At 65.3% G+C, this 23937-nt stretch carries 21 protein-coding genes and 2 pseudogenes; 12 read left to right on the forward strand and 11 right to left on the reverse strand.

Annotation, left to right across the window (positions count from 1 at the left end; genetic code table 11):
* Nucleotides 1–3 precede the first annotated feature (3 nt).
* The 9 genes from betT to QK290_RS09850 form a co-directional block, all read right to left on the reverse strand.
* On the reverse strand, nt 4–2295 hold the full coding sequence (betT, locus tag QK290_RS09810; protein WP_282330483.1) for a choline BCCT transporter BetT: 2292 nt from the start codon (nt 2293–2295) through the stop codon (nt 4–6).
* 62 nt (nt 2296–2357) lie between these two features.
* Nucleotides 2358–4313, reverse strand: a complete 1956-nt coding sequence (locus QK290_RS09815) for an FAD-binding monooxygenase (protein WP_282330484.1) — start codon at nt 4311–4313, stop codon at nt 2358–2360.
* 158 nt (nt 4314–4471) lie between these two features.
* A complete protein-coding gene (locus QK290_RS09820) occupies nt 4472–4843 on the reverse strand; it encodes a hypothetical protein (protein WP_282330549.1) in 372 nt (123 codons plus the stop codon).
* 116 nt (nt 4844–4959) lie between these two features.
* The gene (locus tag QK290_RS09825; RefSeq protein WP_282330485.1) at nt 4960–5385 is read right to left on the reverse strand and encodes a helix-turn-helix transcriptional regulator; all 426 of its coding nucleotides are present in this window, start codon (nt 5383–5385) and stop codon (nt 4960–4962) included.
* Between the two features lie 15 nt (nt 5386–5400).
* A complete protein-coding gene (locus QK290_RS09830; protein ID WP_282330486.1) occupies nt 5401–6375 on the reverse strand; it encodes a DnaJ C-terminal domain-containing protein in 975 nt (324 codons plus the stop codon).
* Between the two features lie 85 nt (nt 6376–6460).
* On the reverse strand, nt 6461–7147 hold the full coding sequence (locus QK290_RS09835; protein ID WP_282330487.1) for a nucleotide exchange factor GrpE: 687 nt from the start codon (nt 7145–7147) through the stop codon (nt 6461–6463).
* 2 nt (nt 7148–7149) lie between these two features.
* Complete coding sequence (gene dnaK / locus QK290_RS09840) at nt 7150–9021, reverse strand: molecular chaperone DnaK (protein ID WP_282330488.1); 1872 nt, start codon at nt 9019–9021, stop codon at nt 7150–7152.
* A gap of 222 nt (nt 9022–9243) precedes the next feature.
* Nucleotides 9244–9603 carry a hypothetical protein gene (locus QK290_RS09845; RefSeq protein ID WP_282330489.1) on the reverse strand — a complete coding sequence of 120 codons (360 nt, stop codon included), beginning with the start codon at nt 9601–9603 and terminating at the stop codon, nt 9244–9246.
* 114 nt (nt 9604–9717) lie between these two features.
* Nucleotides 9718–10449 carry a TetR/AcrR family transcriptional regulator gene (locus QK290_RS09850; RefSeq protein WP_282330490.1) on the reverse strand — a complete coding sequence of 244 codons (732 nt, stop codon included), beginning with the start codon at nt 10447–10449 and terminating at the stop codon, nt 9718–9720.
* 126 nt (nt 10450–10575) lie between these two features.
* On the opposite strand from QK290_RS09850, the pseudogene QK290_RS09855 reads away from it, so the two are divergent.
* Nucleotides 10576–11420, forward strand: a pseudogene (locus tag QK290_RS09855) (epimerase).
* Nucleotides 11421–11429: 9 nt separating this feature from the next.
* Here the strand turns inward: QK290_RS09855 and QK290_RS09860 are convergent.
* The gene (locus QK290_RS09860; protein WP_282330491.1) at nt 11430–13646 is read right to left on the reverse strand and encodes an efflux RND transporter permease subunit; all 2217 of its coding nucleotides are present in this window, start codon (nt 13644–13646) and stop codon (nt 11430–11432) included.
* Nucleotides 13647–13834: 188 nt separating this feature from the next.
* On the opposite strand from QK290_RS09860, the gene QK290_RS09865 reads away from it, so the two are divergent.
* From QK290_RS09865 to QK290_RS09895, 7 genes and pseudogenes are all read left to right on the forward strand, one after another.
* The gene (locus QK290_RS09865; RefSeq protein ID WP_282330492.1) at nt 13835–14344 is read left to right on the forward strand and encodes a MarR family transcriptional regulator; all 510 of its coding nucleotides are present in this window, start codon (nt 13835–13837) and stop codon (nt 14342–14344) included.
* Nucleotides 14345–14388: 44 nt separating this feature from the next.
* Nucleotides 14389–15210 carry a methyltransferase domain-containing protein gene (locus QK290_RS09870; RefSeq protein ID WP_282330493.1) on the forward strand — a complete coding sequence of 274 codons (822 nt, stop codon included), beginning with the start codon at nt 14389–14391 and terminating at the stop codon, nt 15208–15210.
* 59 nt (nt 15211–15269) lie between these two features.
* Nucleotides 15270–15581: a type II toxin-antitoxin system prevent-host-death family antitoxin gene (locus tag QK290_RS09875; RefSeq protein WP_348994454.1), complete on the forward strand. Its 312-nt coding sequence runs from the start codon at nt 15270–15272 to the stop codon at nt 15579–15581.
* Nucleotides 15581–15970, forward strand: coding sequence for a type II toxin-antitoxin system VapC family toxin (locus QK290_RS09880; protein WP_282330550.1), 390 nt, complete (start codon nt 15581–15583; stop codon nt 15968–15970). Before QK290_RS09875 ends, QK290_RS09880 begins: the two co-directional genes overlap by 1 nt.
* A 41-nt stretch (nt 15971–16011) precedes the next feature.
* Nucleotides 16012–16635: a LysE family transporter gene (locus tag QK290_RS09885; RefSeq protein ID WP_282330494.1), complete on the forward strand. Its 624-nt coding sequence runs from the start codon at nt 16012–16014 to the stop codon at nt 16633–16635.
* 2 nt (nt 16636–16637) lie between these two features.
* Nucleotides 16638–16759, forward strand: a pseudogene (locus tag QK290_RS09890) (bile acid:sodium symporter family protein); the annotation flags it as partial.
* 98 nt (nt 16760–16857) lie between these two features.
* Nucleotides 16858–18939, forward strand: a complete 2082-nt coding sequence (locus QK290_RS09895) for a chorismate-binding protein (RefSeq protein WP_282330495.1) — start codon at nt 16858–16860, stop codon at nt 18937–18939.
* Between the two features lie 75 nt (nt 18940–19014).
* On the opposite strand, the gene cls is transcribed toward QK290_RS09895, so the two are convergent.
* Entirely contained in the window at nt 19015–20487 is a 1473-nt protein-coding gene (gene cls, locus QK290_RS09900; protein ID WP_282330551.1) for a cardiolipin synthase, read from the reverse strand.
* A 95-nt stretch (nt 20488–20582) separates the two neighbouring features.
* On the opposite strand from cls, the gene QK290_RS09905 reads away from it, so the two are divergent.
* The 4 genes from QK290_RS09905 (at nt 20583) to QK290_RS09920 (ending at nt 23903) form a co-directional block, all read left to right on the forward strand.
* Nucleotides 20583–21524: an aminodeoxychorismate lyase gene (locus QK290_RS09905; protein WP_282330496.1), complete on the forward strand. Its 942-nt coding sequence runs from the start codon at nt 20583–20585 to the stop codon at nt 21522–21524.
* A gap of 68 nt (nt 21525–21592) precedes the next feature.
* Nucleotides 21593–22060, forward strand: a complete 468-nt coding sequence (locus QK290_RS09910; RefSeq protein ID WP_282330497.1) for an NUDIX domain-containing protein — start codon at nt 21593–21595, stop codon at nt 22058–22060.
* An 84-nt stretch (nt 22061–22144) separates the two neighbouring features.
* Nucleotides 22145–22618 (forward strand): pyridoxamine 5'-phosphate oxidase family protein, encoded by a 474-nt coding sequence (locus QK290_RS09915; RefSeq protein ID WP_282330498.1) that lies wholly within the window; start codon nt 22145–22147, stop codon nt 22616–22618.
* A 19-nt stretch (nt 22619–22637) separates the two neighbouring features.
* Complete coding sequence (locus tag QK290_RS09920) at nt 22638–23903, forward strand: acetyl-CoA C-acyltransferase (RefSeq protein WP_282330499.1); 1266 nt, start codon at nt 22638–22640, stop codon at nt 23901–23903.
* Nucleotides 23904–23937 lie beyond the last annotated feature (34 nt).

Here is a 23937-nt window from a genome sequence, read left to right on the forward strand (position 1 = left end):
GCGTCACTCCCTGGCGCGGCCGTCCGCGCTGTCGCCGTCTCCCGCGGGCTCAACCTCCGCAGCGTCCACATCCGCAGGCTCAACCCGCTTGATGGAGCCCGTGGCCGGCGCTGCCGGAGGGGTGAGCACGGAAGCGTAGTCATGCTGGTTCGAGTAGGTCAGGAAGCCCAGGTGGGCCTCGTAACGGTCCAGGACGTCGTCGATTATTTGCTGGTGAGTTACGCCCATCAGGTCGTAGCCCTCGGAGCCAGTCTGGGCGAAGACTTCCACGCGATAGTAGACGTCGGTTTCACGGGACATGCGCCCGCCGAATATAGGCACCGGGGCTTCCACGGCCTGGACCTGATACAAGAAGTCGCGGTGGTCCGGTATCGTGACCAAAAGCGCGTAGCTGGAGATGCCGGGGTGTTCGTTCGCGACGATGTCCAAGGTGGCGTTGTGTCCCTGAGCAATGAATTCCCCAACCAGTTCCGCCAGGGCCGGTTGTGCGGTGCGTTCCATAAACAGGGCCACCTCTTTCTTCGACGGGTAGGACCGTATCCCTGCCAGCCGCTGGCGCCAGGTGCGGTCCCGCACGTGGCCTCCGTGCACCGCCATTGCCTGCCTGCGCAGCACCTGGCCCTCACGCTCTGCCCGCTCCATCCGCAGTGCCTTGGAGAAGGAAGCCATCACCAGCCAGGCGATGATCGTCACCGGCAGGGCGAAGATCAGCGTCGCGTACTCCATGGTGGTCACGCCGCCAGCCACCAGCATCGCGATGGTCAGCACCGCCGTGAGCGCTGCCCAGAAGATGCGCAGCCATTTGGCCCCATCCTGCGAAGGATCCGGGATGGTGGAGGAGAAATTGGACATCACCATGGCGCCGGAGTTGGCGCTGGTGACATAGAACAGTACGCCGGACAACGTCCCCAACCCGATCAGGAAACCGGCGCCGGGGAACATACCCAACAACGCATACCAGCCCTGTTCCGGGCTGTCGATGGCCAGCTGAGCGAACTCGGTATTCCCGCTGAGGACCTCGTGCATGGCGCTGTTGCCGAAGATGCTCACGATCAGGAAGTCACACAGCACCGGGGCGGTGATGGCTGCGATGACGAACTCCCGCAGCGTCCGCCCGCGTGAGATACGGGCCAGGAACAGGCCCACAAACGGCCCCCAGGCAAGCCAGAACGCCCAGAAGAACAACGTCCAGCCAGCCATCCACTCCGAGCCGCCCTCCTCGTACGCAAAGGTCTGCAGGGTGCGGTCGGGCAGGGTGAAGATGAACCGGCCGATGTTCTCCACCAACGAGTTGAGCAGGAAGGAGGTCTGGCCGGTCACCAGGATGTAAAGCAGCATGGCCGCGGAGCTCCAGATATTCAACTCGGAAATCCAGCGGATCCCTTTGTCAACCCCCGACGTACACGCCGCGATCGTCAGGACGACGGCAACAATCACCAACGCGATCTGCAGGGCCAGGCCTTGCTCCAGGCCGAACAACAAGGCGAAACCGACATTCAGCAACACCACGCCGATCCCCATGGACGTGGCCACACCGAAGACAGTGCCGACGAGGGTGACGATGTCGATCGCGTCGCCGATCCCGCCCCGGACCCGCTTTCCCAGCAACGGATACAGGGCCGCCCTGATGGACAGCGGCATGCCCCAGCGGTAAGCGAAGTACCCCATGGCCATACCGAGGAGCGCATACATGGCCCAGCCCGCCACGCCATAGTGGAACATGGTCCACACCACGGCGTCCTGGGCCGCCGCCGGAGTCTGTCCCTGGCCCGCCGGCGGGTTCATATACTGGCTAATGGGCCCGGTCACCGAGAAGAAAAGCATGTCGATGCCCACACCGGCCGCGAATAGCATGGCCACCCACGTGAAAAGCTTGTACTGCGGGCGGGAGTGGTCCGGACCGAGCCGGACCGAGCCTTCCTTGGACAGTGCCACCCACAGCACAAACCCGATCACCACTGTGACGGTGAGGACGTAAAACCAGCCGAGGCTCTCCGCGACCCAGGCCACCACCGTCTTCATGGTGCCGGCCGCACCCGTCGGCGTGAGCATCGCCCAGACAGAGAAGGCGATGATGATGGCTGAGGCGATGATGAAGACGCGCCAGTTGACCCTGGGCCCGCGGTCCTGAATGAGTTCGGCGAGCGCCTCGCTCAGTTCCTGGCTGGAGACGGGAGGGCGGTTGTGGAAGTCGGGGCCGTTGTGCCGCCGGTCCGTGCCGCCGAGTTGGGTGCGCGGGATCAGCTTCTTCGGTGACCCGTCCTGGGTGTGACGCGCGTCTCCTTGTTCGGCCATGAAATCCCATGCTAGTCTACGTGCCGAATCGAGTCAGCGAATCGGGCTCGATGCCCCGCCGGTCATGCCTCCTGGGACGGCTCTCCCTTCTCACGGAGCGGTAGCAGCGGGGCGAAAAACGCGGCGAATTCCGCCGTCGCGCCCAACGGCAGGACGTTGGCCACGTACTGGTCAGGCCGCACCACCACAACCACCCCGCCGCGGTCCAGGCCGCGGAGCTCGAAGATGTCAGCTGCAGGATCGGTGGCGTAGACCTTCTCGTAGTCCGTCAGCCGGAACGGCCCGACTGACGGCTTGAACACTGCCGGGACAGCACCGATATCAACGCTTGTGTGATCCTGCTGGTAGATGACCTTCACGTCGAACCACGCGTCCCGGTCAGCGCCCGACGGCGTCGCAGCCAGCGGCGAATCCGGCGAGTTCGCGATCCACTCGGCGAAGTCAGCGGCGGATGAGGGCGGCGCCTGCTGCCCCGCCGTCAGCTGTTCTGTGGGCGATGTCGCCGCATCGGGTGCTGCCGGGCCGGCGAAGACGTAGATGCGCCACCGGCCGTCCGCCGTGGCGTGGTGGCCGAGATGCGTCGGGTTGCCGTCGCATACCCGCACCACTGGCGCGGACTTGAACCGTTTGCCGATGGGGAAGCCGGCGGCCAGGTGCTGATGCAGAGGTTCCGCGGTGACCATGGACGGGGTGTACTGGGTCATGAAGCCCGCGGGGAACTCGGCCGTGCTGACGTAGAAGTCCTCAAGCTCAGAGGGGTTCGCAAACTCCTCAGGCTTCTTCGCCATCATGGTGGACCACTCTTTGTCGAAGTCAATAAGGTTCTTCGCCACCACCTGGCGCTCCGCCGAGTAGGTGGCCAGCAGGCTTGCCGGGCTGCGGCCCTCAAGCACGTGTCCGAGCTTCCAGCCGAGGTTGAAGCCGTCCTGCAGGGAGACATTCATGCCTTGGCCGGCCTTGGCGCTGTGCGTGTGGCACGCATCACCGGTGATGAACACGCGGGGCGTGCGCGTCCCGCGCTGGTCCGGCAGGACGTCGTCGAACCTGTCCGTGAGGCGGTGGGCGACCTCATACACGCTGTGCCAGGCGACGTTGCGGACGTCCAGGGTGTACGGGTGCAGGATGGTGTTAGCGTGGCCGATGATCTGCTCGATAGTGGTGCGGCGCACCGCCCCGTGGTCCTCCGGCACGACCTCGCCGAGGTCAACGTACATGCGGAAGAGGTGGCCGCCTTCGCGTGGGATCAGCAGGATGCTGCCGCCCGCACCGGACTGGATGGCGCATTTTGTGCGGATGTCGGGGAAGTCGGTGACGGCGAGGACGTCCATGACTCCCCACGCGTGATGGGCCTGGTCGCCGGCCATGGTGCAGCCGATCGATTCGCGCACCTTGCTGCGGGCGCCGTCCGCGCCGACGACGTACCTGGCGCGGACCACCCGCACCTGGCCCTCCTCAGGGCCTGAACTGTGGACGAGCCTGACTGTGACGGGGAAGTCGCCGTCGCCAATTTCGAGGCTGCGGAATTCATAGCCGTAGTCGGGCGACATCCGTGCTGGCGCGTTGGCCATGTATTCGGCGAAGTAGTCCAGCACACGGGCCTGGTTGACGATCAGGTGCGGGAACTCGCTGATGCCTGTGGGGTCGTCCGGCGTGCGGGCCGCGCGGGCGATCCGGGAATGGTCGGCGGGGTCCGGTTTCCAGAACGCCATTTCGGTGATGCGGTACGCCTCAGCGATGATGCGCTCCGCGAAACCGAACGCCTGGAAGGTCTCGACGCTGCGGGCCTGGATTCCGTCCGCCTGGCCGATGACAAGGCGCCCGGGGCGGCGCTCCACGATGCGCGTCGTAATGCCGGGGAACCGGGAAAGCTGGGCCGCAGTGAGCATGCCTGCGGGGCCCGTGCCGACGATGAGCACGTCCACTTCGTCGGGAAGTTCGGCAGGGCGGTCCAGACCGACGCCGGATGCTGACTGGACCCGCGGGTCACCGGATACGTAACCGTGGTGGTGGAACTGCACAGGCTTTCCTCACTTCGTTGTGTGGCTGGGTGCATTAAGTTCGATAATAGAACTTGAAGTTCCATATACGAATAAACGCGCTGAAATGGAATTCTACGCGTCCGTGATGCAAGCCACAACCTGCCAGTGGCGATGGTGGGCCGGGACCGGCGGAGCCGTTACCCCATCGCCGGCGCTACTGACGCCCCGGAGCTGAACTGGCGGCGGGCCCAGCGGGCGAGTTTCTTGCCCTTGCCCTTCCACCAGTTGTCCTCGTCCTTGTCGTGGTGCAGGCGGAAGATGATCGCCACCATCACGAACATCGACATGCCAACGTCCATCCAGGACCAGGCCAGCGCGTCAATCAGCACGCTCATGCCGGCGGCGATGATGGACGGAACGGCCAGCGTCCGGAAGACCGTGCTGGCCACATAGCGCCGGTGCGACCTCGGCACGGACAGCGCCCGCACCATGTCAAAGCACATGCAAACCACAACGACGGTCTGACCGATGGAAAGCAGGATCAGCCCGGCACTGGACCCTGCGAACATAACGACTGAAGAACCAAACACGCGAAAACCCCCAAAGGCTCGAACCTGCACTGTGAGACCTAGCTGTAGTTCCATTCAAGCCATTGGGGGTGGTCCGGTCACGAGTAGTGGGTACTCTAGTTTCCCAAAGCCCTGGGCCGCCAGACCACCACGGCCTGGGACCGGGCGCGAGGGCGCTGGCCGCGAGCCAGGCTCACCACGTCGCCGGCGGCACCGGCCGCGAAGATCCGCGAATCAAGGGGATCCCGACGGCGGACCAGCTCCTCGGTCAGCTCGCCCACCCTGCGCTGCAGCGCGGCCACCTGGTTCTCGAGTTCCAGGATCCGTTTGATGCCTTCAAGGGAGACACCTTCGTGGGACAGCCGCTGGACTTCACGCAGCATGTTGACGTCCCGCTGCGAGTAGCGGCGCGACTTCCCCGGCGCCCGGCTGGGCGAGACAATGCCCAGCCGGTCATACTGCCGGAGCGTCTGCGGGTGCATATCCGCCAGTTCAGCCGCGACGGAGATCACGAAGATCGGCTGGTCAGCGCTGATATCCACGGTTTGCTCCGTTGCTTAGAGCCGGGCCTTGGCGGCCAGGCCCTCACGGACATCGGCGCCTGCGGTGGCTTCGGCAAAGGCCTTCACGGCTGCTTCGGCTTCCTTGTTCAGATTCTTCGGAACCGCGACGTCGATGGTCACCAGGAGATCACCGGTTACCTTGGAGGTCTTCACCCCGTGGCCTTTGACCCGGAGCGTTCGTCCCGAGGGCGTGCCGGCTGGAACGCGGACCTTCACGGTCTCACCGTCGATCGTGGGGACCTGGATGTCGGCGCCCAAAGCAGCTTCCGGGAAGGTGACCGGGACATGGATGCGGAGGTTGTCGCCGTCGCGCGTGTAAAACTCGTGGGGCTTGACGGACACGGCCACCATCAGGTCGCCGTTGCCGGCAGGCCCTGGCTGGCCCTTGCCACGGACGCGCACTTTCTGGCCGTCCTTGATGCCGGCGGGAACGCGGACGTCAATGACGTCACCGCTGGGTTCGCGCAGGCCGATGGTGGTGCCACGGATGGACCCGGAGAAGGAAATGCTGGTGGTCGCTGTACGGTCGGCACCCTTCGAAGGCGGACGCTGGAAGCCGGTCTGGCCGCCGAACCCGCCGCCGCCAAACAGGTCCGCGAACTCGGGCGGGATGCCGCCTGACCGGTTGAACCCGCTGGGCTGACGCCCTTGGCCACCGGTGAACAAGCCGCCGAACATGTCCTCGAAGCCGCCGTTGCCGCCGCCGGCCCCGCCCGGAGCGAACCTGGCGCCGCCGCCCATGGCCCGGATGGCGTCATACTGCTGGCGCTCATCCGGATCAGATAACACCGAGTAGGCCTCGGAGATGTCCTTGAATTTCTTCTCCGACGCAGCGTCCCCTGAGTTTGTATCCGGGTGGTGCTGGCGGGCAAGTTTCCGGTACGCCTTCTTGATGTCGGCGTCGGAAGCGTCCTTGGCGATACCAAGGATCGCGTAAAAGTCCTTGTCCACCCAATCCTGGCTAGCCAATGGCGTTTCCTTTCAAAAGGTTATGGGGCGGTGGTTGAGCTTGCCGAAACCCTGGGTTTCGACAAGCTCAACCACCGGAGTAATGCTAGGCCGGGACGGCCACAATCACCTGTGCTGCGCGGAGCACGCGGTCCCCTGACTTATAGCCGGAGCGGAGCACCTGACTGACGGTGTCAACCTCGATGTCTTCGCCGGGCTGCTGGATGAGGGCCTCGTGGATCGTGGGATCGAACTCCACTCCGGTCTCATCAATGCGGACCAGGCCGTACGTCTTCAGCGCGTTCTCCAATTTGGTGGCGATCGCGGCGAACGGGCCGTCGGTCAGGTCACCGTGCTGGCGGGCGGCATCGACATCGTCAAGTACCGGAAGCAGGGAGTTCAGGACGCCGATGACGGCCATCTCTCCTGCCACGGCCCGGTCGCGCTCAACGCGCTTGCGGTAGTTGACGTATTCAGCCTGGAGCCGGAGAAGATCGTTCTTCATCTCGGCGGCTTCAGCCTGTCCTGCACCCTGTGCCACCGAGTCCTCGGCCGGCACCTCGATGCCGTTGAGGATCTCCTCGGCCTGGGCGAGTGCATCGCCGTCACTGTCCACAGGCTCGCCCACCGGGGACTCGCCTGCCGGCGCGTCAGCGGGCTGCTCACCCTCCGGGTGCCGGGCCTGCCCGGTCACCGGATCAACCTTGCGGTTATCCCGGATGACCGGCTCCTGGTGGCCGCTGCCCTGGTCTGGTGAAGAGTTGTGCTCTTCCTCGTTACCGTGGTGCGGCATGGCTACTTCTTCGCTTCGTCTTCGTCGATGATCTCGGCGTCGACAATGTCCTCGTCAGCGGCCTTATCCCCACCGGCGGGAGTACCCTCGGCACCTGCGGCACCGGTGGCACCGTCCGGCGAACCGGCCTGGGCGTAGATGGCTTCGCCGAGCTTGGTCTGGGAAGCCTGGAGCTTCTCGAACGCGGTCTTCACGGCTGCGTCGTCGGTGCCTTCAAGGGCCTTCTTGAGCTCGTCGACGTCGGCTTGGACCTCGGTCTTGACCTCTTCAGGCAGCTTGTCGGCGTTGTCGGCGATCAACTTGTCCACGGAGTACGCGAGCTGCTCGGCGGTGTTGCGGGTGTCGGTCGCCTCGCGGCGGGCCTTGTCCTCGGCTGCGTGCTCCTCGGCGTCCTTGACCATGCGCTCAATGTCTTCCTTGGAGAGCGCGGTGCCACCGGTGATGGTCATGGACTGTTCCTTGCCGGTGCCCTTGTCCTTCGCGGAGACGTGGACAATGCCGTTGGCATCGATGTCGAACGTGACCTCGACCTGCGGGACACCGCGCGGAGCCGGCGCGATGCCGGTCAGCTCGAACGTGCCCAGCGGCTTGTTGTCCCGGGTGAACTCGCGCTCGCCCTGGAAGACCTGGATGGCCACGGACGGCTGGTTGTCATCAGCCGTGGTGAAGGTCTCGGACCGCTTGGTGGGGATGGCGGTGTTGCGCTCGATCAAGTGCGTCATGACGCCGCCCTTGGTTTCGATGCCGAGGGACAGTGGAGTGACGTCGATCAGCAGGACGTCCTTGCGCTCGCCCTTCAGAACGCCGGCCTGGAGTGCTGCGCCAACGGCCACAACTTCATCCGGGTTGACACCCTTGTTCGGCTCCTTGCCGCCGGCCAGTTCCTTGACCAGGTCGTAGACAGCGGGCATACGGGTGGATCCGCCAACGAGGACGATGTGGTCGATCTCGGAAAGCTTGATGCCGGCTTCCTTGATGACGTCGTGGAACGGCTTCTTGGTGCGCTCCAGCAGGTCCTTGGTGAGCTCCTGGAACTTGGCGCGGGTCAGCTGCTCGTCGAGGTGCACCGGGCCGTCGGGGGTGACGGAGAGGTACTGAAGCGAGACGTTGGTGCTGCTGGAAGAAGAGAGTTCCTTCTTGGCCTGCTCAGCGGCTTCGCGGAGGCGCTGCAGGGCGATCTTGTCCTTGGACAGGTCCATGCCCTTGACCTTGAGCTGGTTCAGCAGGTAATCCACAACGCGCTGGTCCCAGTCGTCGCCGCCGAGGCGGTTGTCGCCTGCGGTCGAGCGGACCTGAATGGTGGAGAAGTTGTCTTCATCCTTGCCCACTTCGAGCAGGGAGACGTCGAACGTGCCGCCGCCGAGGTCGAAGACCAGGATGAGCTCGTCTTCCTTGCCCTTGTCCAGGCCATAGGCCAGCGCAGCCGCGGTTGGCTCGTTGACAATACGCAGGACGTTGAGGCCCGCGATTTCGCCGGCTTCCTTGGTGGCCTGGCGCTCGGCGTCGTTGAAGTAGGCCGGAACGGTGATCACGGCGTCGGTGACCTTCTCGCCGAGGTAGGACTCGGCGTCGTTCTTAAGCTTCATGAGCACACGGGCGGAGATTTCCTGCGCGGTGTACTTCTTGTCATCGATGCCAACGGACCAGTCAGTGCCCATGTGGCGCTTGACGGAGGCGATGGTGCGATCGATGTTGTTGACGGCCTGGCGCTTGGCGATCTCGCCGACCAGGACTTCGCCGGACTTGGAGAATGCAACGACGGACGGCGTGGTGCGGCCACCCTCGGCGTTGGCAATTACGGTGGGCTCGCCACCTTCGAGAACGGAGACGACGGAGTTAGTGGTTCCGAGGTCGATACCTACTGCACGTGACATGTCTTGCTTCCTTCTTTTCCTTGGAAACTTGCTGGCGCTCGAGTGTTGAGCGTTCTGCACTCAACTTTACTCAGGACGCAAGCGATGTCAATCCAAGGTTGAGCGGACTCCGCTCAACCTTGGATTGTTGGGTCACGGCTTCTTCGGGCTATCCCCTGATTTCCGGGGTTTTTATGTCGAAATTCCGTTTCCCTGGCGGTAGTACGCTGTGCGTGAACGGCACTACGGCTTCTTGTCTTCGTCCACTTCCACCCCGCGGGCGCTGTCAACAGAGCCGGCATTGCCGTAGTCGCCTTCGGGATAGTCGCCTTCCTCGTTTTGATTCTCGGCGCCGCCCGCCGTGCCGGCTTCGCCGTAGTCGCCTTCCGGATAGTCACCCTCCTCGGGCTGGCTCCCCGTGCCGCCGACGCCAGCCTCGCCGTAATCGCCTTCCGAATAGTCACCCTCCTCGGGCTGGCTCCCCGTGCCGCCGACGCCAGCCTCGCCGAAGTCGGCCTCCTCATACTGGTCACCTTCGCCCTCCATACCGGGTTCGGTGCTGCCCTTGCGGCGTTCTTCTTCAGGTGCGGTGTTCTCACTCATGACGTGATCTCTCCTTTGAGTTCCGCGTCCATCCGGGCGCATTTGGAGTCTACTCAGCCCAGGCGGCGCGAAACAGGGGTGGCCGCAGACGCCAGGGCGTACTGCGGGTTTCCGTCAGGCGCCGAGCCCGGCAATCCCCGCGAGGACGGTGAGGTGGTGTTCAAAGAGTTCGTCGCGGGCACGGAAGGTGTCCGCCCCGTACTGGCCAAAGACCTCGAAGCTCACCGTTCCAAAGAGTGAAGTCCACACGAGCGTTCCGTTTGCCATAACTTCGTTCGGCACGGCGAGCCCGAGTCCCGCGCGGATCGCTTCCAGGTCGGCAGCCAAGACGGAAGGCACGACGGCGGTGCGTACCGCCGTCGTTATCTTGCCCGCCCGGTACGCACTGTCGAGATTGCCGACCAGGCTGTAGATCACGCGCGTGCCGGGCGTCGTGGTCTGGCCGGCGGGCGCCCGGTAGCCGGGCACCGGGCTGCCGAACAGGAGTCCGTAGCGCGCGGGCTCCCGCAGCGCCCAGGTCCTGACGGCCCGGCCGAGCGCCTTGAACCTGCCATCAAAGTCGCGCTCCGGCAACGCGTTCACGGCAGCATCCACGGCGTCGCGGAGCTCGCTGTAGGCGTCCACCAGAAGCAGCGTGAGGAGCTCGTCACGGTTGGCCACGTAACGGTAGACAGCGGAGGAGACAACGCCCAAGTCCCTCGCCACGGCGCGGAGCGACAGGGCTGCCGCGCCGTGGATTGCCAAGTGCTCCCGACCCAGCCGGACGATGTCGGCAATCGTCTGGGCCCGTGCGCGCTCCCGCGGTGTCCGAAGGGTGGTTTCCGCGTCCGCGGCAGGGTCATTCATTTGTCCAGCATCGCATAAAGCAGAGCAGTGTCAACAATTGAGAGCAGCGCTCTTGACAGCCTCTGAATGAAGGTGCACGCTACTGGGAGAGCGGTGCTCTCTATTAGAAGTCCATGAGGAGAAGTCATGACCGATGTCAACGTTGTTACCGGAGCCGGCCCCGTGGGTTGGACGGTCGCTGAACAGCTCGCAGGCCAAGGAAGAAACGTCAGGATCCTCACGCGCTCCGGCGGCGGCCCCGAGCATCCGCTGGTTGAACGTGTGAAAGCGGACGTCCAGGATGCCGCCCCTGTACCAGCGGCCGAGCAAACGGTGCTGGCCGCTGCAGGCGAGGCGGGCGCCGTCGTTGTCTTCCCCGAAAGCCTTTACTCGTACAGCGAGCCGCACCGAGCTATGACAGAAGCGGGTCCGCGGACCGCCGAGGGCGGCAAGCGGGGTGTCCGGACCAAACTCCTGGAGGCGCGGGACGCCTCTCCGACCAATACCGTCAGCGTGGTTGCCGGCGATTTCTTTGGCCCACGGGTGCGGACCTCACATGCCGGCGAGCGCATGGTCCCCGCCGTGCTGGCCGGCAAGAAGGTGTGGGCCATCGGGAGCGCGGACCAGCCCCATTCGTTCACGTTCGTCCCGGACCTGGCGGCGGCTATGATCCATGCCGCGGGGACGCCGGCGCTGTGGAACAAGGTGTGGCACGCGCCCACCGGGCCGGCAGTACCACAGCGGCAGTTGGCCACAGCGTTCACGGAAGCCGGCGGTGCGGCGTCGCCCACGTTGGGAGCCATCCCGGGTTGGGCACTCCGGGCCATGGGTGCCTTCTCGAAGGATCTCCGGGAGCTCGCCGAAACCCTCTACCAGTTCGATCAGCCGTTCGTGATGGACTCCGCGGCGAGCCAGGCCGCGTTTGGCCTGCGCCCGACCCCCCTGCCGAGGCAGCCGCGGCCACGGTGGCCTGGTGGCGCGCGCAGGCCTGAGGCTTGTGCTTACCGGCGGCCGGCACCCTCTGACGCGGGATGAAGATCGGGCTCCACCGGGCCAACATCCCGCCGCACCCCCACATCCAGCTCAGGCCTGCCCAGCTTGCCGGGCCACCAGATGCTCGGGCCGATGTCGTACGCCAGCGCGGGGACCAGGAGCGAGCGCACCAGCACAGTGTCCAGCAGCACGCCGAACGCCACAATGAAGGCGAGCTGTACCAGGAACATGATGGGGATGACCCCCAGCGCGGCGAACGTGGCGGCGAGCACCACACCGGCAGAGGTGATCACGCCGCCGGTCACGCCAAGTCCGCGCAGGATGCCCGGCCGCGTCCCGTGCTTCAGCGATTCCTCCCGCACCCGGCTCATCAGGAAGATGTTGTAGTCAACGCCCAAGGCCACCAGGAACACAAACCCGAACAGCGGCACAGTGGCGTCAGCGCCGGGGAATCCCAGCAGGCTGTTGAAGACCACAGCCGAAACGCCCATGGCTGCCCCATAAGACAACACCACGGAGAGCACCAACAGCACCGGCGCCACCACGGAGCGAAGCAGCAGCATCAGGATGAACAGAATGACCACCAGCACGATGGGGATAATGATCACCAGGTCGCGCTGGGCAGTGATGTTGGTGTCCAGGGCCGTGGCGGTCACACCGCCAACCAAAGCGCCGGCGTCGACCGTTTTTACGTCCTGGCGCAGCGCCTTGACCGAGTCCTCCGCCTCACTGGAATCCGCGGCGTAGTTCAGCGTGGCATTGATCAGCACCTTGCCGTCGTGGACGTCGGGAGCGCTGGTAGTCCCGGGGGCGCCGGTGATCGGCACACCGCCTTCAGCCAGGAGGTAGGCGTCCCCCACGCCGTCGGCCGCTTTGACCTTTACCAGCACCTCATCGGCTTTGCTCTCGTCCGCAATGACGACGGCGGGGCTGCCGCTGCCGGCGTCGAAATGCCGCGCCAGCGCGTCCTGGCCGTCCACCGCATTGGATGCGGTGAGAATGACGTCGGTCTGCGGCACGCCGTTGGCCTTCAGCTGCAGCACGCCGGCCGAAGCCACCACCAGGAGGAGGACCGATGCTACCCAGACCGTGCGCGGGCGGCGGGAAACCAGCGAACCGGTGGCCCGCCAGATGCCTTTCTGCCCCTCCAGGCCGGTGACCAGTTCGGGCTCACGCTCGCCCGCCGGAACCAGCTTGGGGCGGAACGGCCAGAACGCGGCCCGGCCGAGGAGCGCCATCAGAGCGGGCAGGAGGGTCAGCGCGGCGAACAGCGAGCAGAGGATGCCGGCGGCCGCGACAGGGCCCAGCGCCTTGTTGGAGTTCAGGTCCGAGAACAGCAGGCAGAGCAGGGCAATGATGACGGTGGCGCCGGATGCCAGGATCGGCTCGAACGATGCCTTCCACGCCGTTAGCACGGCTGCGGTCCGGTTGCGCGTGTGGGTCAGGGCCTCCCGGAACCTCGCCACGTACAGCAGCGCATAGTCCGTGGCCGCGCCGATCACCAGGATGGACAGGATGCCCTGGCTCTGGCCGCTCAACTGGATCCAGCCGAGCTTGGCCATGCCGAAAACGAGCAGAATGGCGGCGCACAACGCAAAGACCGAGGTGAGCAACACGGCGAGGGGCAGGAGAAGCGAGCGGTAGACGATGAGCAGGATCAGGAACACCGCACCGAGTGCCACCAGGAGCAGGATGCCGTCGATGCCGGCGAAGGCGCCGACCAGGTCTGCGGTCAGGCCCGCGGGGCCGGTGACGAAGGTCTGCATGCCTTCAGGGGCGGAATCCGCCAAAAAGTCCCGCAACTCCTGGACGGATTCCTTCAGCTCACCGGTGGACCCGATCGGAACGATGAACTGGACCGCTTTCCCGTCTTCCGAAGGGATGGGTCCGATCACAGCGCTGCCTGATTCGAGGCCCTCCAGTCCCGTTTTCAGGGATGCCAGTTCGCCAAGCGCCGCGGGGCTTATAGCGTCGCGGTTCTCGATGACGATAACGGCCGGCACTTGGTCTGAATCACGGAACTTCGCCTGCCAGTCCTGCGCGGCGGTGGCTTCGGCGCTGGCCGGCAGGAAGGAAGCCTGGTCATTGGAGGAGACCTCGTCGAGGCGCCCGAAGGTGGGTCCGCCCACCCCGGCGATGGCCAGCCACGTAAGCACCAACAAAACGGGAAGCAGCCAGCGAAGCCAGAACGGTACCCTCGCGCTGTGCTGGGGACTTGATTTCATGATTCCTGCTTCGCTCGGGGTGGCCGCGGTATACTTTATTCCATCCTAGAGTATCTCCACCATGGAGATAAATACTTTGGTTGGGTTTCCTGTTTGAACGACGCATCTGGCATCGCTGCAGTAATATCCGTCAGGGCACCAGACAGGCTCACGGGCACAGGCAGGCAAGCGAGCGTAGGAGGCGGAACATGACGGACGAATCGTTCCAGCGCCCACCGAACTCGGCACCCTTTGCCCTTGTTCGCCTGCTCCAGGACTTCACTCTGGAGGCCAACCGCTACGTGGACACCGCTGGCGGCCGCAACGACATGCACCGGACGGACCTCAATGCGCTGGCGGCGATCATGCGGCACACCGCCAAGGGCCTGGTGGTCACGCCGGGCATCCTGCGCAAGGAACTCAACCTCAGCTCCCCCGCCACCACCGCCCTCATCGACCGGCTGGACAGTTCGGGGCACGTGGTCAGGGAGCGTCTCGGGCCGGACCGGCGGCAGGTCCAGCTCCGCATGACACCGAAGGCGTTCCGGGACGGCAGTGCCATGTTCATGCCGCTTTCGCGCCACATGGGTACCGCCATGGCGGATTTCTCGCCCGCCGAACTGGAGCTCGTTACGCGGTTCATGACCGCCATGGTGGACGCCACCGTCGCGGCCCGTGAGGATGCGGCCAGCGGCGGCCCCGCCGCCCCAGCCAAGTAGGAAGGTTCCGTCCGTTTTCCACTGCGGAGGGGTAGCGTTTCACTATGAGTGCGCAGCAGCCTGACGACGACGATGTGTACACGCACGGCCACCACGATTCTGTGGTCCGCGCCCACGCCTCCAGGACCGCGGAGAACTCCGCGGCCTTTGTCATTCCGCACCTCACGCCCGGGGTTTCAGTGCTCGACGTCGGCTGCGGCCCGGGGAGCATCACCTGCGATTTCGCCGGGCTGGTGTCGCCCGGGAAGGTCACCGGCCTGGACCGGTCGCCGGACATCATCGCCCAGGCCACGGCATTGGCCGCCGAGCGCGGCGTGGCCAATGCGGAGTTCCTGGCCGGCAATATCTATGACCTCGATTTCGAGGACGAAACGTTCGACGTCGTCCATGCCCACCAGGTGCTCCAGCACCTGACCGACCCGGTGGAGGCGTTGCGCGAGATGCGCCGGGTGGCGAAGCCGGGCGGCATTGTGGCAGTGCGCGACGCCGATTTCCACGGCATGAGCTGGTACCCCGCGGTCCCTGAGCTGGACGAATGGATGGACCTGTACCAGCGGATCGCACGACGCAACGGGGCCGAGCCCGACGCCGGCCGCCGGCTCGTGTCCTGGGTCCAGTCCGCAGGCTTCGGCGACGTGGCGCCCACCAGCAGCAACTGGCTGTATGCCACCGGGCAACAGCGGAGATGGCAGGCCAGGGTCTGGGGTGAACGGGTGCTGCACTCGGCCTTCGCGGAGCAGGCCCTTGAGTACGGCTTCGCAAATCCAGCGGACCTGGCCCGGATTTCGGCTGGCTGGCACCGCTGGGGATCCACCGACGACGGCTGGTTCCTGATCCCGAACGGTGAGGTCATCGCCCGGGCGTGATTTCCACATAGGCATCACAACGCCTATCCACCCCGCTCTGGCCGCCATAACGTCGGCATATGAGCCATTACGGAGAGAACGAATACTGGGCAGAGCCTTACACCGCCGAGGTTGACCAACTAGACTTGGTCAACATGGGACAATACAACGTCCAAGAGGCAAAAACGCGCCTGTCTGAGCTGTTGAATCTTGTTGAAAACGGCGAAGATGTGGTCATTGCCAAGGCAGGCCGCCCCGTGGCCCGGCTTGTGAAAATCGAGCGCCCCCACAAACGCGAACTGGGCTTCCTGGCGCCCCTTCAGATCCCTGACGGGTTCTACGAGCCGTGGACCGACGAGGAAATGGGTGTAGTGACGGGTGGCGATCATTGATGCGCCTGCTCCTGGACACCCATGTTTTCCTGTGGGCTCTCGCCGAACCCAAGAAACTGTCCACCAAAGCCAGGAACGCCATTACCAAGCTAGAGAACTCGGTCTATGTCTCGCCCATGACCGCCTACGAACTGTCGTTCAAACACCATCAAGGCAAGCTGCCGTCGGGGGCAGCGATAGTGGCAAGCTTCGGACGGCAGGTGGCCCACCTGTACGCCTCAGAGCTGGCCATCTCCGCTCCGCATGCGGTGGCCGCCGGTCAGCTGGACTGGGAACACAAGGACCCCTTTGACCGGATCCTGGCTGCGCAAGCCATGGTGGAGGGACTGACGCTGGTGACGGCAGATCAGGAGCTTCACGCCTTTGAGCCCGTGACCACACTGTGGTGAGGGCGGCATTCTTGTGGTGCTGACCGCACTAAACTTGGCAGGTGGAATTCTCCCTTTGGCTCGCCCTCGCCGGCGCCGGTCTCCTGATCAGTTTCACGCCGGGCGCCGGTGCCATCAACACCATGAGCAACTCGCTGACGTCCGGGTTCCGCCGCTCCATCTGGGGGATCCTTGGCCAGCAGGCAGCGCTGGTTGTCCACGTGGTGATCGTGGCGTTGGGCGTCGGCGTGCTGGTGGCCAGCTCCCCGGTGGCCTTCAACGTGATCCGCTACGCCGGCGCCGCCTATCTGGTGTACCTGGGTATCCGCCAGTTCCTGAGCAAACCGGAACTGGACCAGGAACAGGCCGACGCCCTCCGGAATGAGCCGGCCTGGTCAATGTTCCGACGCGGCCTCTGGGTCAACCTGCTCAATCCGAAGGCCATCGTTTTCTTCCTCGCGTTTATGCCACAGTTCATCCGCCCGGAACAGCCCCTCCTGCCCCAGTACCTTGTGCTCACGGCCACCGTGGTGGTGATCGACATCCTGGTCATGTGGTTCTTCTTCGCTTTTGCCGCCAAATCCTTCCAGCGCTTCACGCAAAACGCCCGCGGCCAGAAGATCCTCAGCCGGATCTTCGGGGTGCTCTTTGTGGCGGTCGGCATTCTCCTCGCGCTGATCCACTAGGCCTGGCCACCGCGCATTTCACACTGCTGGCCGCACTGCCGTCCGCCGTTTTTCGCTCTGGCACAACATCTCCGGCGCGATTGTGGCAGCATGGCTGGCCCGGCGACCGCTGCGTGACGCCTAGCGGGAGCTGCCTGGAGGCATCGCCGCGCACGTCTGCACTGTCCTCGGCCAGGCGGCGCCGCGACAGCGGCTGATGCAGCAGCAGGTACGCTCTATTTCATGACCCCCGCACCTGTGATCATCGCCATTGACGGGCGATCCGGCGCAGGCAAAACCACTCTGGCTATCGAACTCGCCGCGCAGCTACGGAACCATCACAAAGTCGCGCTGTTCCACCTTGAAGATATCTACCCGGGCTGGAATGGCCTCACCGCGGGCATCGAGCGCTACGTTTCCACCGTGCTCACACCCTTGAGCCGCGCCGAGCCCGCCACCTGGACCAGCTGGGACTGGGACAGGCATTACGACGGCGACACCCGGGTCACGCTGCCCGCCGAGATCGTGATCATTGAGGGAGTGGGGGCAGCCGCCGCCGATGCCAGGCCCATGCTCAGCGCCGTCATCTGGGCCGACGCGCCGGACGACATCCGCCGGAAGCGGGCCTTGGACCGCGACGGCGGAACGTATGAGCCGTTTTGGGACCAATGGGCCGCGCAGGAGAACGCGTGGCTCGCCGCCGACGACGTCCGCCGCCAAGCCGATATTCGCGTCCGCAACAATGCCGATGGTTCCGCCACCGCCGACGTCATGCAGGCCCTCGTGTACCTGCCCGCCCTCGGACCGGCGCTTGTTCCCGAGCTTGCCGCCCGCCGCGGCCTCAGGCTGCGTGCAGAACGGCTGGTCGCCAGGCCTGACGCCGCCGTACTCTTCGAGAACCTGTTCGGCGGCTCAGCGAACGCCGTCTGGCTGGACTCCTCCAACGCCGGCATCGCCAACGCAGACACCGAGCGCAACCGCTTCAGCATCCTCGCGGACAACGGCGGAACGTACGGCCAGGCGGTCACGCACCGGTCCGGCGAAAGCGTGATCACGGCCGGCTCCGCCACGGCGCGCGTGCCGGGACCGTTCTTCCGCTGGCTGGACACCGTCTGGGGACGCCGGGCGGTCCGCACTCCGGAGGGCTACCCGGGCGACTTCACCCTGGGCTGGCTGGGCTGCCTGGGCTATGAGCTCAAACGCGAAACCGGCGGGACGGACGTAGCGGCGCCGACTCCCGACGCGGCCCTGATCTTCGCGGGCCGCGCCGTCGTTCTGGACCACGTTGAAGGAACGGCCTGGCTCCTGGCACTGGAAGCGCCCGACGCCGACGGCTGGCTGGCCGACGCCCGCGCCGCCGTCGCCGGCTCCGCAAGCACCACGGGCTCTGGCGCTCAAAGCACGCACCCCGGCGGCAGCAACGTCGTCGTGCGTTCCGTTGGGTCCGCATTCAGCAGCCGCGACACGGAGCGCTCCTACCTGGCCAAAATCGAAGCCGCCCAGTACGAAATCCATGAGGGCAACTCCTACGAGGTGTGCCTGACCACCACGCTCACGGCCCGGCTGCCCGCCGCCGCGGCCGCCCCCTGGCCCACGTACCTCGCGCTGCGGCGGAAGAACCCGGCGCCGTTCGCCAGCTACCTGCGGTTCGGCGGGCTGACGGTGGCCAGTACGTCGCCTGAGCGGTTCCTGAGGATAACGTCCGACGGCGGCATGCGCGCCGAACCGATCAAGGGTACCCGCCGCCGGGGTGCTGATCCGGAGCGCGACAGGCAGCTCCGGGAGGACCTGGCGGCCTCGCTGAAGGACCGTGCGGAAAACATCATGATTGTGGACCTGCTGCGGAACGACCTTAGCCACTTCGCTGAGCCCGGATCGGTGACAGTCAGCAGGCTGTGCGAGATCGAAAGCTACGCCACCGTGCACCAGATGGTCAGCACTATCGATGGGCAGCTCCTGCCCGGAGCGCCGCGAGCCGAGGCGGTGGCCGCATGTTTCCCTGCCGGCTCCATGACCGGCGCCCCGAAAATCAGCACCATGGCAATCCTGGACCGGTTGGAGGAAGGCCCGCGGGGCCTGTATTCCGGCGCGATCGGCTACTTTTCGCTCAACGGGGCCACGGACCTGGCGGTGGCGATCCGTACTTTGATCACCACGGCGCAGCCCGGTGGTAACGGCGGCGAACAAGGGGCGACGGCGGAACTCACCCTCGGCATCGGCGGCGCCATCACTGCCGACTCGGTACCTGGCGAGGAGTACGACGAAATCCGGGTGAAGGCGCACGGTGTGCTGTCCGCGCTGGGTGCGGACTTTCCCACCGCCTGACCCCCGGAGTTTTTGTCCAGATACTGCGGGATAAACGCCCCAAAAGCCCCATTATCTGGACAAAAACTCCAAGAGTTACTGGACGGTAGCCGTCAGCCGGGCCACGTTGTCGATGTACCGGGCCGCGAGGGGGCGTTGGATCCAGTCCTCAAGCTTGAGCTCTTTCGAAATATCACGGTAGGTGTCTTCCACCGCGCGCATGTTGCGTACGGTTTCCGCGCCGAGCAGCATCACCGAGACCTCCATGTTCAGCGAGAACGAGCGCATATCCATGTTGCTGGAGCCCAGGACCGCCACTTCGTCGTCGATGGTGAAGTGCTTGGCGTGGAGCACAAAGGGCGCTTTGTAGAGGTAGATCCGGACGCCTGCCTCCAACAGCGCCTCGTAATAGGAGCGCTGGGCGTGATGGACCAGGAACTGATCGCCCTTCTCGGAGACGAACAACTCCACGTCCACGCCCCGCTGGGCCGCTGTGGTGATGGCGTAGAGCAGGGAATCGTCGGGCACAAAATACGGGCTGCAGATGGAGATCCGGTGCTGCGCAGAATAGATCAGGGTGTTGAAGAGGCGCAGGTTGTTTTCGGTGATGAACCCGGGGCCGCTCGGCACCACCTGGGCTGTGACGTTGCCCGGTTCGGGGTTGGCCGGGAGCTGCAGCTGATGTTCCAGCGACTCGTCGGTTTCGCTCAGCCAGTCCGTGGCGAAAACAACGTTCAGTGTGGTGACGATCGGTCCGCGCAGGCAGGCCATCAGCTCCACCCATTCGCGGCCGGCTTTGCGGTGTTTGGGGTTGTTGTAGGAAGGCTCGATCAGGTTCTGCGAGCCCGTGAAGGCGAGTTCGCCGTCGATCACCATGATCTTCCGGTGATTACGGAGGTCCGGGCGCCGCCACTGGCCCTGGGTCGGCAGCAGCGGGAGCATGCGCCGCCACTGGATCTTCCCGGCTTTGAGTCGGGTGAGGAGGTTGCGGTAACCCTTGACCCGGAGTGTGCCGATGTGGTCGAACAGCACCCTGACTTCCACGCCGCGCTCGGCCGCCTCCTCGAGGGCGGTCAGCAGGTCATCGGTGATGTGGTCCGTACTCATGATGTAGAACTCGGCGTTAACGAAATTCTTGGCCTTGCGCACGGCCTCGGTCATGGCCAGGATCGAGTCCGGATACCCGGGAATGAGGTCAACCGAGTTGCCGTCCACCATAGGGAGGGAGCCGAGCCGCTGGTTCAGTTCGCCGGCGGACTTCACCCATTCGGGCCCCGTGTATTCACTGACGACGTCGGCGAGCGCCGAGATCCCGGACCGCACCCGGGTGTTGATGATCTCCTGCTGCTGGCGGCGGCGGCGGGACAGCTTGAAGTTTCCGAACAGCAGAAAAAGGACCAGCCCCAGGAAAGGTATGAAGAAGATGCCCAGCAGCCAGGCCATGGCCGTGGTGGGGCGTCTGTTGCCGGGGATGATGCCGATGGCCAGGACCCGGATCAGCAGGTCTGCCATGCTGAGCACCACCACCAACCACGTTGGTGCGGTACCGAGAAGCGAAATTGGCCACAGCACTGGAATACCCCCGGATTGCGTGCACCCGCGGACCGGTTCCGGCGGGGCAATGACCACAGCTTAGCCGCGGTGGGCCCTACTAAGCTGGAGCCATGACTTCTCCTGCGCCCGTGGTGCTCGTTTTCCTTGACCCCGCGTTCCCGGACGGCCGGCTGGCCGACGCTTCACAGCCCCAGCTGATGGCCACGGACCAGGGTGCCACCCGCGGCGACGGCGTGTTCGAATCCATGCTCGCGGTGGGCGGCGCCGTCCGGAAGCTCCAGGCTCATCTGGATCGGCTGGCGGGGTCGGCCCAGGCCCTTGACCTGGTGATCCCGGCGCAGGACGTGTGGCGGGCAGCCATCTCCACGGGCGTTGCGGAGCACCGCACCCAACACCCTGCTCCCTCGCCAGGCGAGGACGAGGTGGTGGTGAAACTCCTGATTACCCGTGGCCCGGACGGCGCGGAGTCCCCTACGTGCTGGGTTCAGGTCTCCCCGGTGGGCGCCCTCGGCCGCCGCCAGCGCGAAACCGGGATCGACGTCATCCTCCTGGACCGCGGCTACAACAGCGACGTGGCTGAGCGTGCCCCGTGGCTGCTGCTGGGCGCCAAGACCCTGTCCTACGCCACGAACATGGCCGCCCTGCGGTACGCCCACAAACAGGGCGCCGAGGACGTCATCTTCACCTCCTCAGACGGCCGGGTCCTGGAGGGTCCCACGTCCACTGTGCTGCTGGCACATCTGGAAACCTCCGACGACGGCGCCGGCGCCACCCGGACGGTGCGCCGGCTCATCACCCCGCAACTGGACAGCGGGATCCTCCCCGGGACCTCCCAGGGTGCCCTTTTCGCGGCGGCCAAGACGGCCGGGTGGGAGCTCGGGTATGGTCCGCTGGAACCGCAGGACCTGCTGGGTGCCGACGCCGTATGGCTGATTTCCAGCATCAGGCTGCTTGCACCTGTGAACCACATTGACGGCAAGGAAGTGGGAACGCCTGCCGTACAGAAGCAGCTGACGGCCGAACTCAACGCATTGTTTGCCGGGGTTCAGTAGTTCGTTGGGATTCAGCAGTTTTCCGGGATGCAGCAGTTTTTCGCCGTTCAGCAGGAGGGCCTGAGGCCATGGCGGTTCGCAGTGCGGGGATCCTGCTGTACCGGCGGGGAGCAGACGGGCTGGACGTATGGATAGCGCACATGGGCGGACCGTTCTGGGCGCGCAAACAGACCCAGTCCTGGTCGGTTCCCAAGGGCGAATACCTTCCCGACGAGGAACCCCTGGTGGCCGCCCTCCGGGAATTTGCCGAACAGATCGGCACGCCGCCGCCGGCCGTTGACTACTTCGAACTGGGCGCCTTCCGGCAACCGTCCGGAAAGATTATTACGGTGTTTGCGGCTGAGTCTGACTTCCAGCCGGATGGGATTGTGAGCAACACGTTTCCGCTGGAGTGGCCCAGAGGATCCGGCATCATCCAGGACTTTCCCGAGGTGGACGACGCCCGGTGGGTGACGGAAACCGATGCCCGCGGCAAGCTGGTCAAGGGCCAGCTTCCGATCCTGGACGCGCTCCTGCAGCGTCTTGAACGGCACTGAATTGATCCGCCCCAGACCCGCGGCGGGTACTGTCGGGCGGAACTGCCCTTTTGGTCCGTCGCGCAGGTCCGTATGGTTTGATGCATGAACTCTGACACAGAGCCGACCAACACATTGACGTTTGACGAATGCTGGGAGTTGCTGGCCGATGACATGCTGGGGCGCCTGGCCCTGGTAGTGGACGGCCATCCGGAGATCTTTCCGGTCAACTACGTGCTGGACCGCAAAAGCATTGTCTTCCGCAGCGCCGGTGGCTCTAAACTGTGGGGCGCCCAGGCGGACCGTCCCGCGGCGCTGGAGATCGACGGATACGATCCCCGCACGGAGATCGCATGGAGCGTGGTGGTGCGCGGAGACACCGCAGTGATCGAGGCCCAGGCCGAGAAGGACGCCGTTGACGCCCTCCATCTGGAGCCCTGGCAGCCCTGGCAGCCCGGGCCAAAAGACTACTACATCCGGCTGACCCCGTTTGCACTGACCGGCCGGCGTTTCCGGGTCACCAAACCGGACGTCTGGAACACCCGGTTGTCGGACCGCCGTCGTGCTTCCTTCGAGTAACGCGGGCGACAGTCACCCCATGAGCCACGATTCTCACGTCCCCGTCATCCTGGGCGGCGCAAGGACCCCCTTCGGCAAGTTCCGCGGCAGCCTGTCCGGGCTCACCGCCAGCGAACTGGGTGCCCACGCCATCCGGAACGCACTGGAACGGTCCGGGGTGGTGCCGGAACAGATCCAGGCCGTCATCGTGGGGCAGGTTATCCAGGCGGGCGCCGGTCAGGGACCCGCCCGGCAGGCCAGCCTCGCCGCCGGCATCGGCTGGGATGTGCCCACCGTGACCATCAACAAACTGTGCCTGTCCGGGCTGACCGCCGTGATCGATGCCGCCCGGATGATCCGCGCCGGCGAGGCTGATTTCATTGTGGCGGCAGGCCAGGAATCCATGACCAACGCCCCACACCTGCTGCCCCGGCTCCGCAGCGGCGTCGCGATCGGTGACGCGCCGCTGCTGGATTCGCTGAACTTTGACGGCCTGCAGGACCCCGTCTCAGGTGAACTGATGGGCTCCGCCACCGACGCCGGGAACGTCCGCCTGGGCATCAGCCGCGAGGACCAGGACGCCGTGGCCGCCTTTTCGCACCAACGGGCAGAGGCCGCCCGGGCGGCCGGCATCCTGGCTGAGGAGATCGCTCCGGTGGAGGCCCCGCAGCGGCGGGGACCCGCCGTCGTGATTAATTCCGACGAGGGCATCCGCGCCGGCACCACAATCGAGACGCTGGCGGCACTGAAGCCCGCCTTCTCCAAGGATCCGGCCGCCACCATCACCGCCGGTTCTGCCTCCCCGCTGTCCGACGGCGCGGCCGCCGTGGTAGTGGCCAGCAAGGCAGCAGCGGAAGCGGCCGGCCTCAGTTGGATCGCGGAAATCGGCAGCCACGGCCAGACCGCCGGACCGGACGGTTCCCTGCATTCCCAGCCGTCCCGCGCCATTGAGCGGGCCCTGAAACTTGAAGGGATGACCATTGACGACGTGGACCTGATTGAGATCAATGAAGCCTTCGCCTCGGTGGTATTGCAGTCCGCCACGGACCTGGGGATCGACGCGGACAGGATCAACGCCGACGGCGGCGCCATCGCCTTGGGCCACCCGGTGGGCGCATCGGGGGCCCGTCTGGTCCTGCATCAGGCACTGGCGCTGAACCGGCGCGGCGGCGGGACAGGAGTGGTCGCCTTATGCGGCGGCGGTGGCCAGGGCGAGGCCCTGATCCTCAAAGCCCGACCCACACCCCTCCTCCAAAGCAACGCGGGGTCACTTAACGCCCATGCGGAGGCTTTGGACGGGCGCTAAGTGACCCCGCGTTGCTGTCAACCACTCCACTAGC

Source organism: Pseudarthrobacter sp. AL07, from assembly GCF_029960665.1.
In the GTDB taxonomy this organism is placed as follows: Bacteria; Actinomycetota; Actinomycetes; order Actinomycetales; family Micrococcaceae; genus Arthrobacter.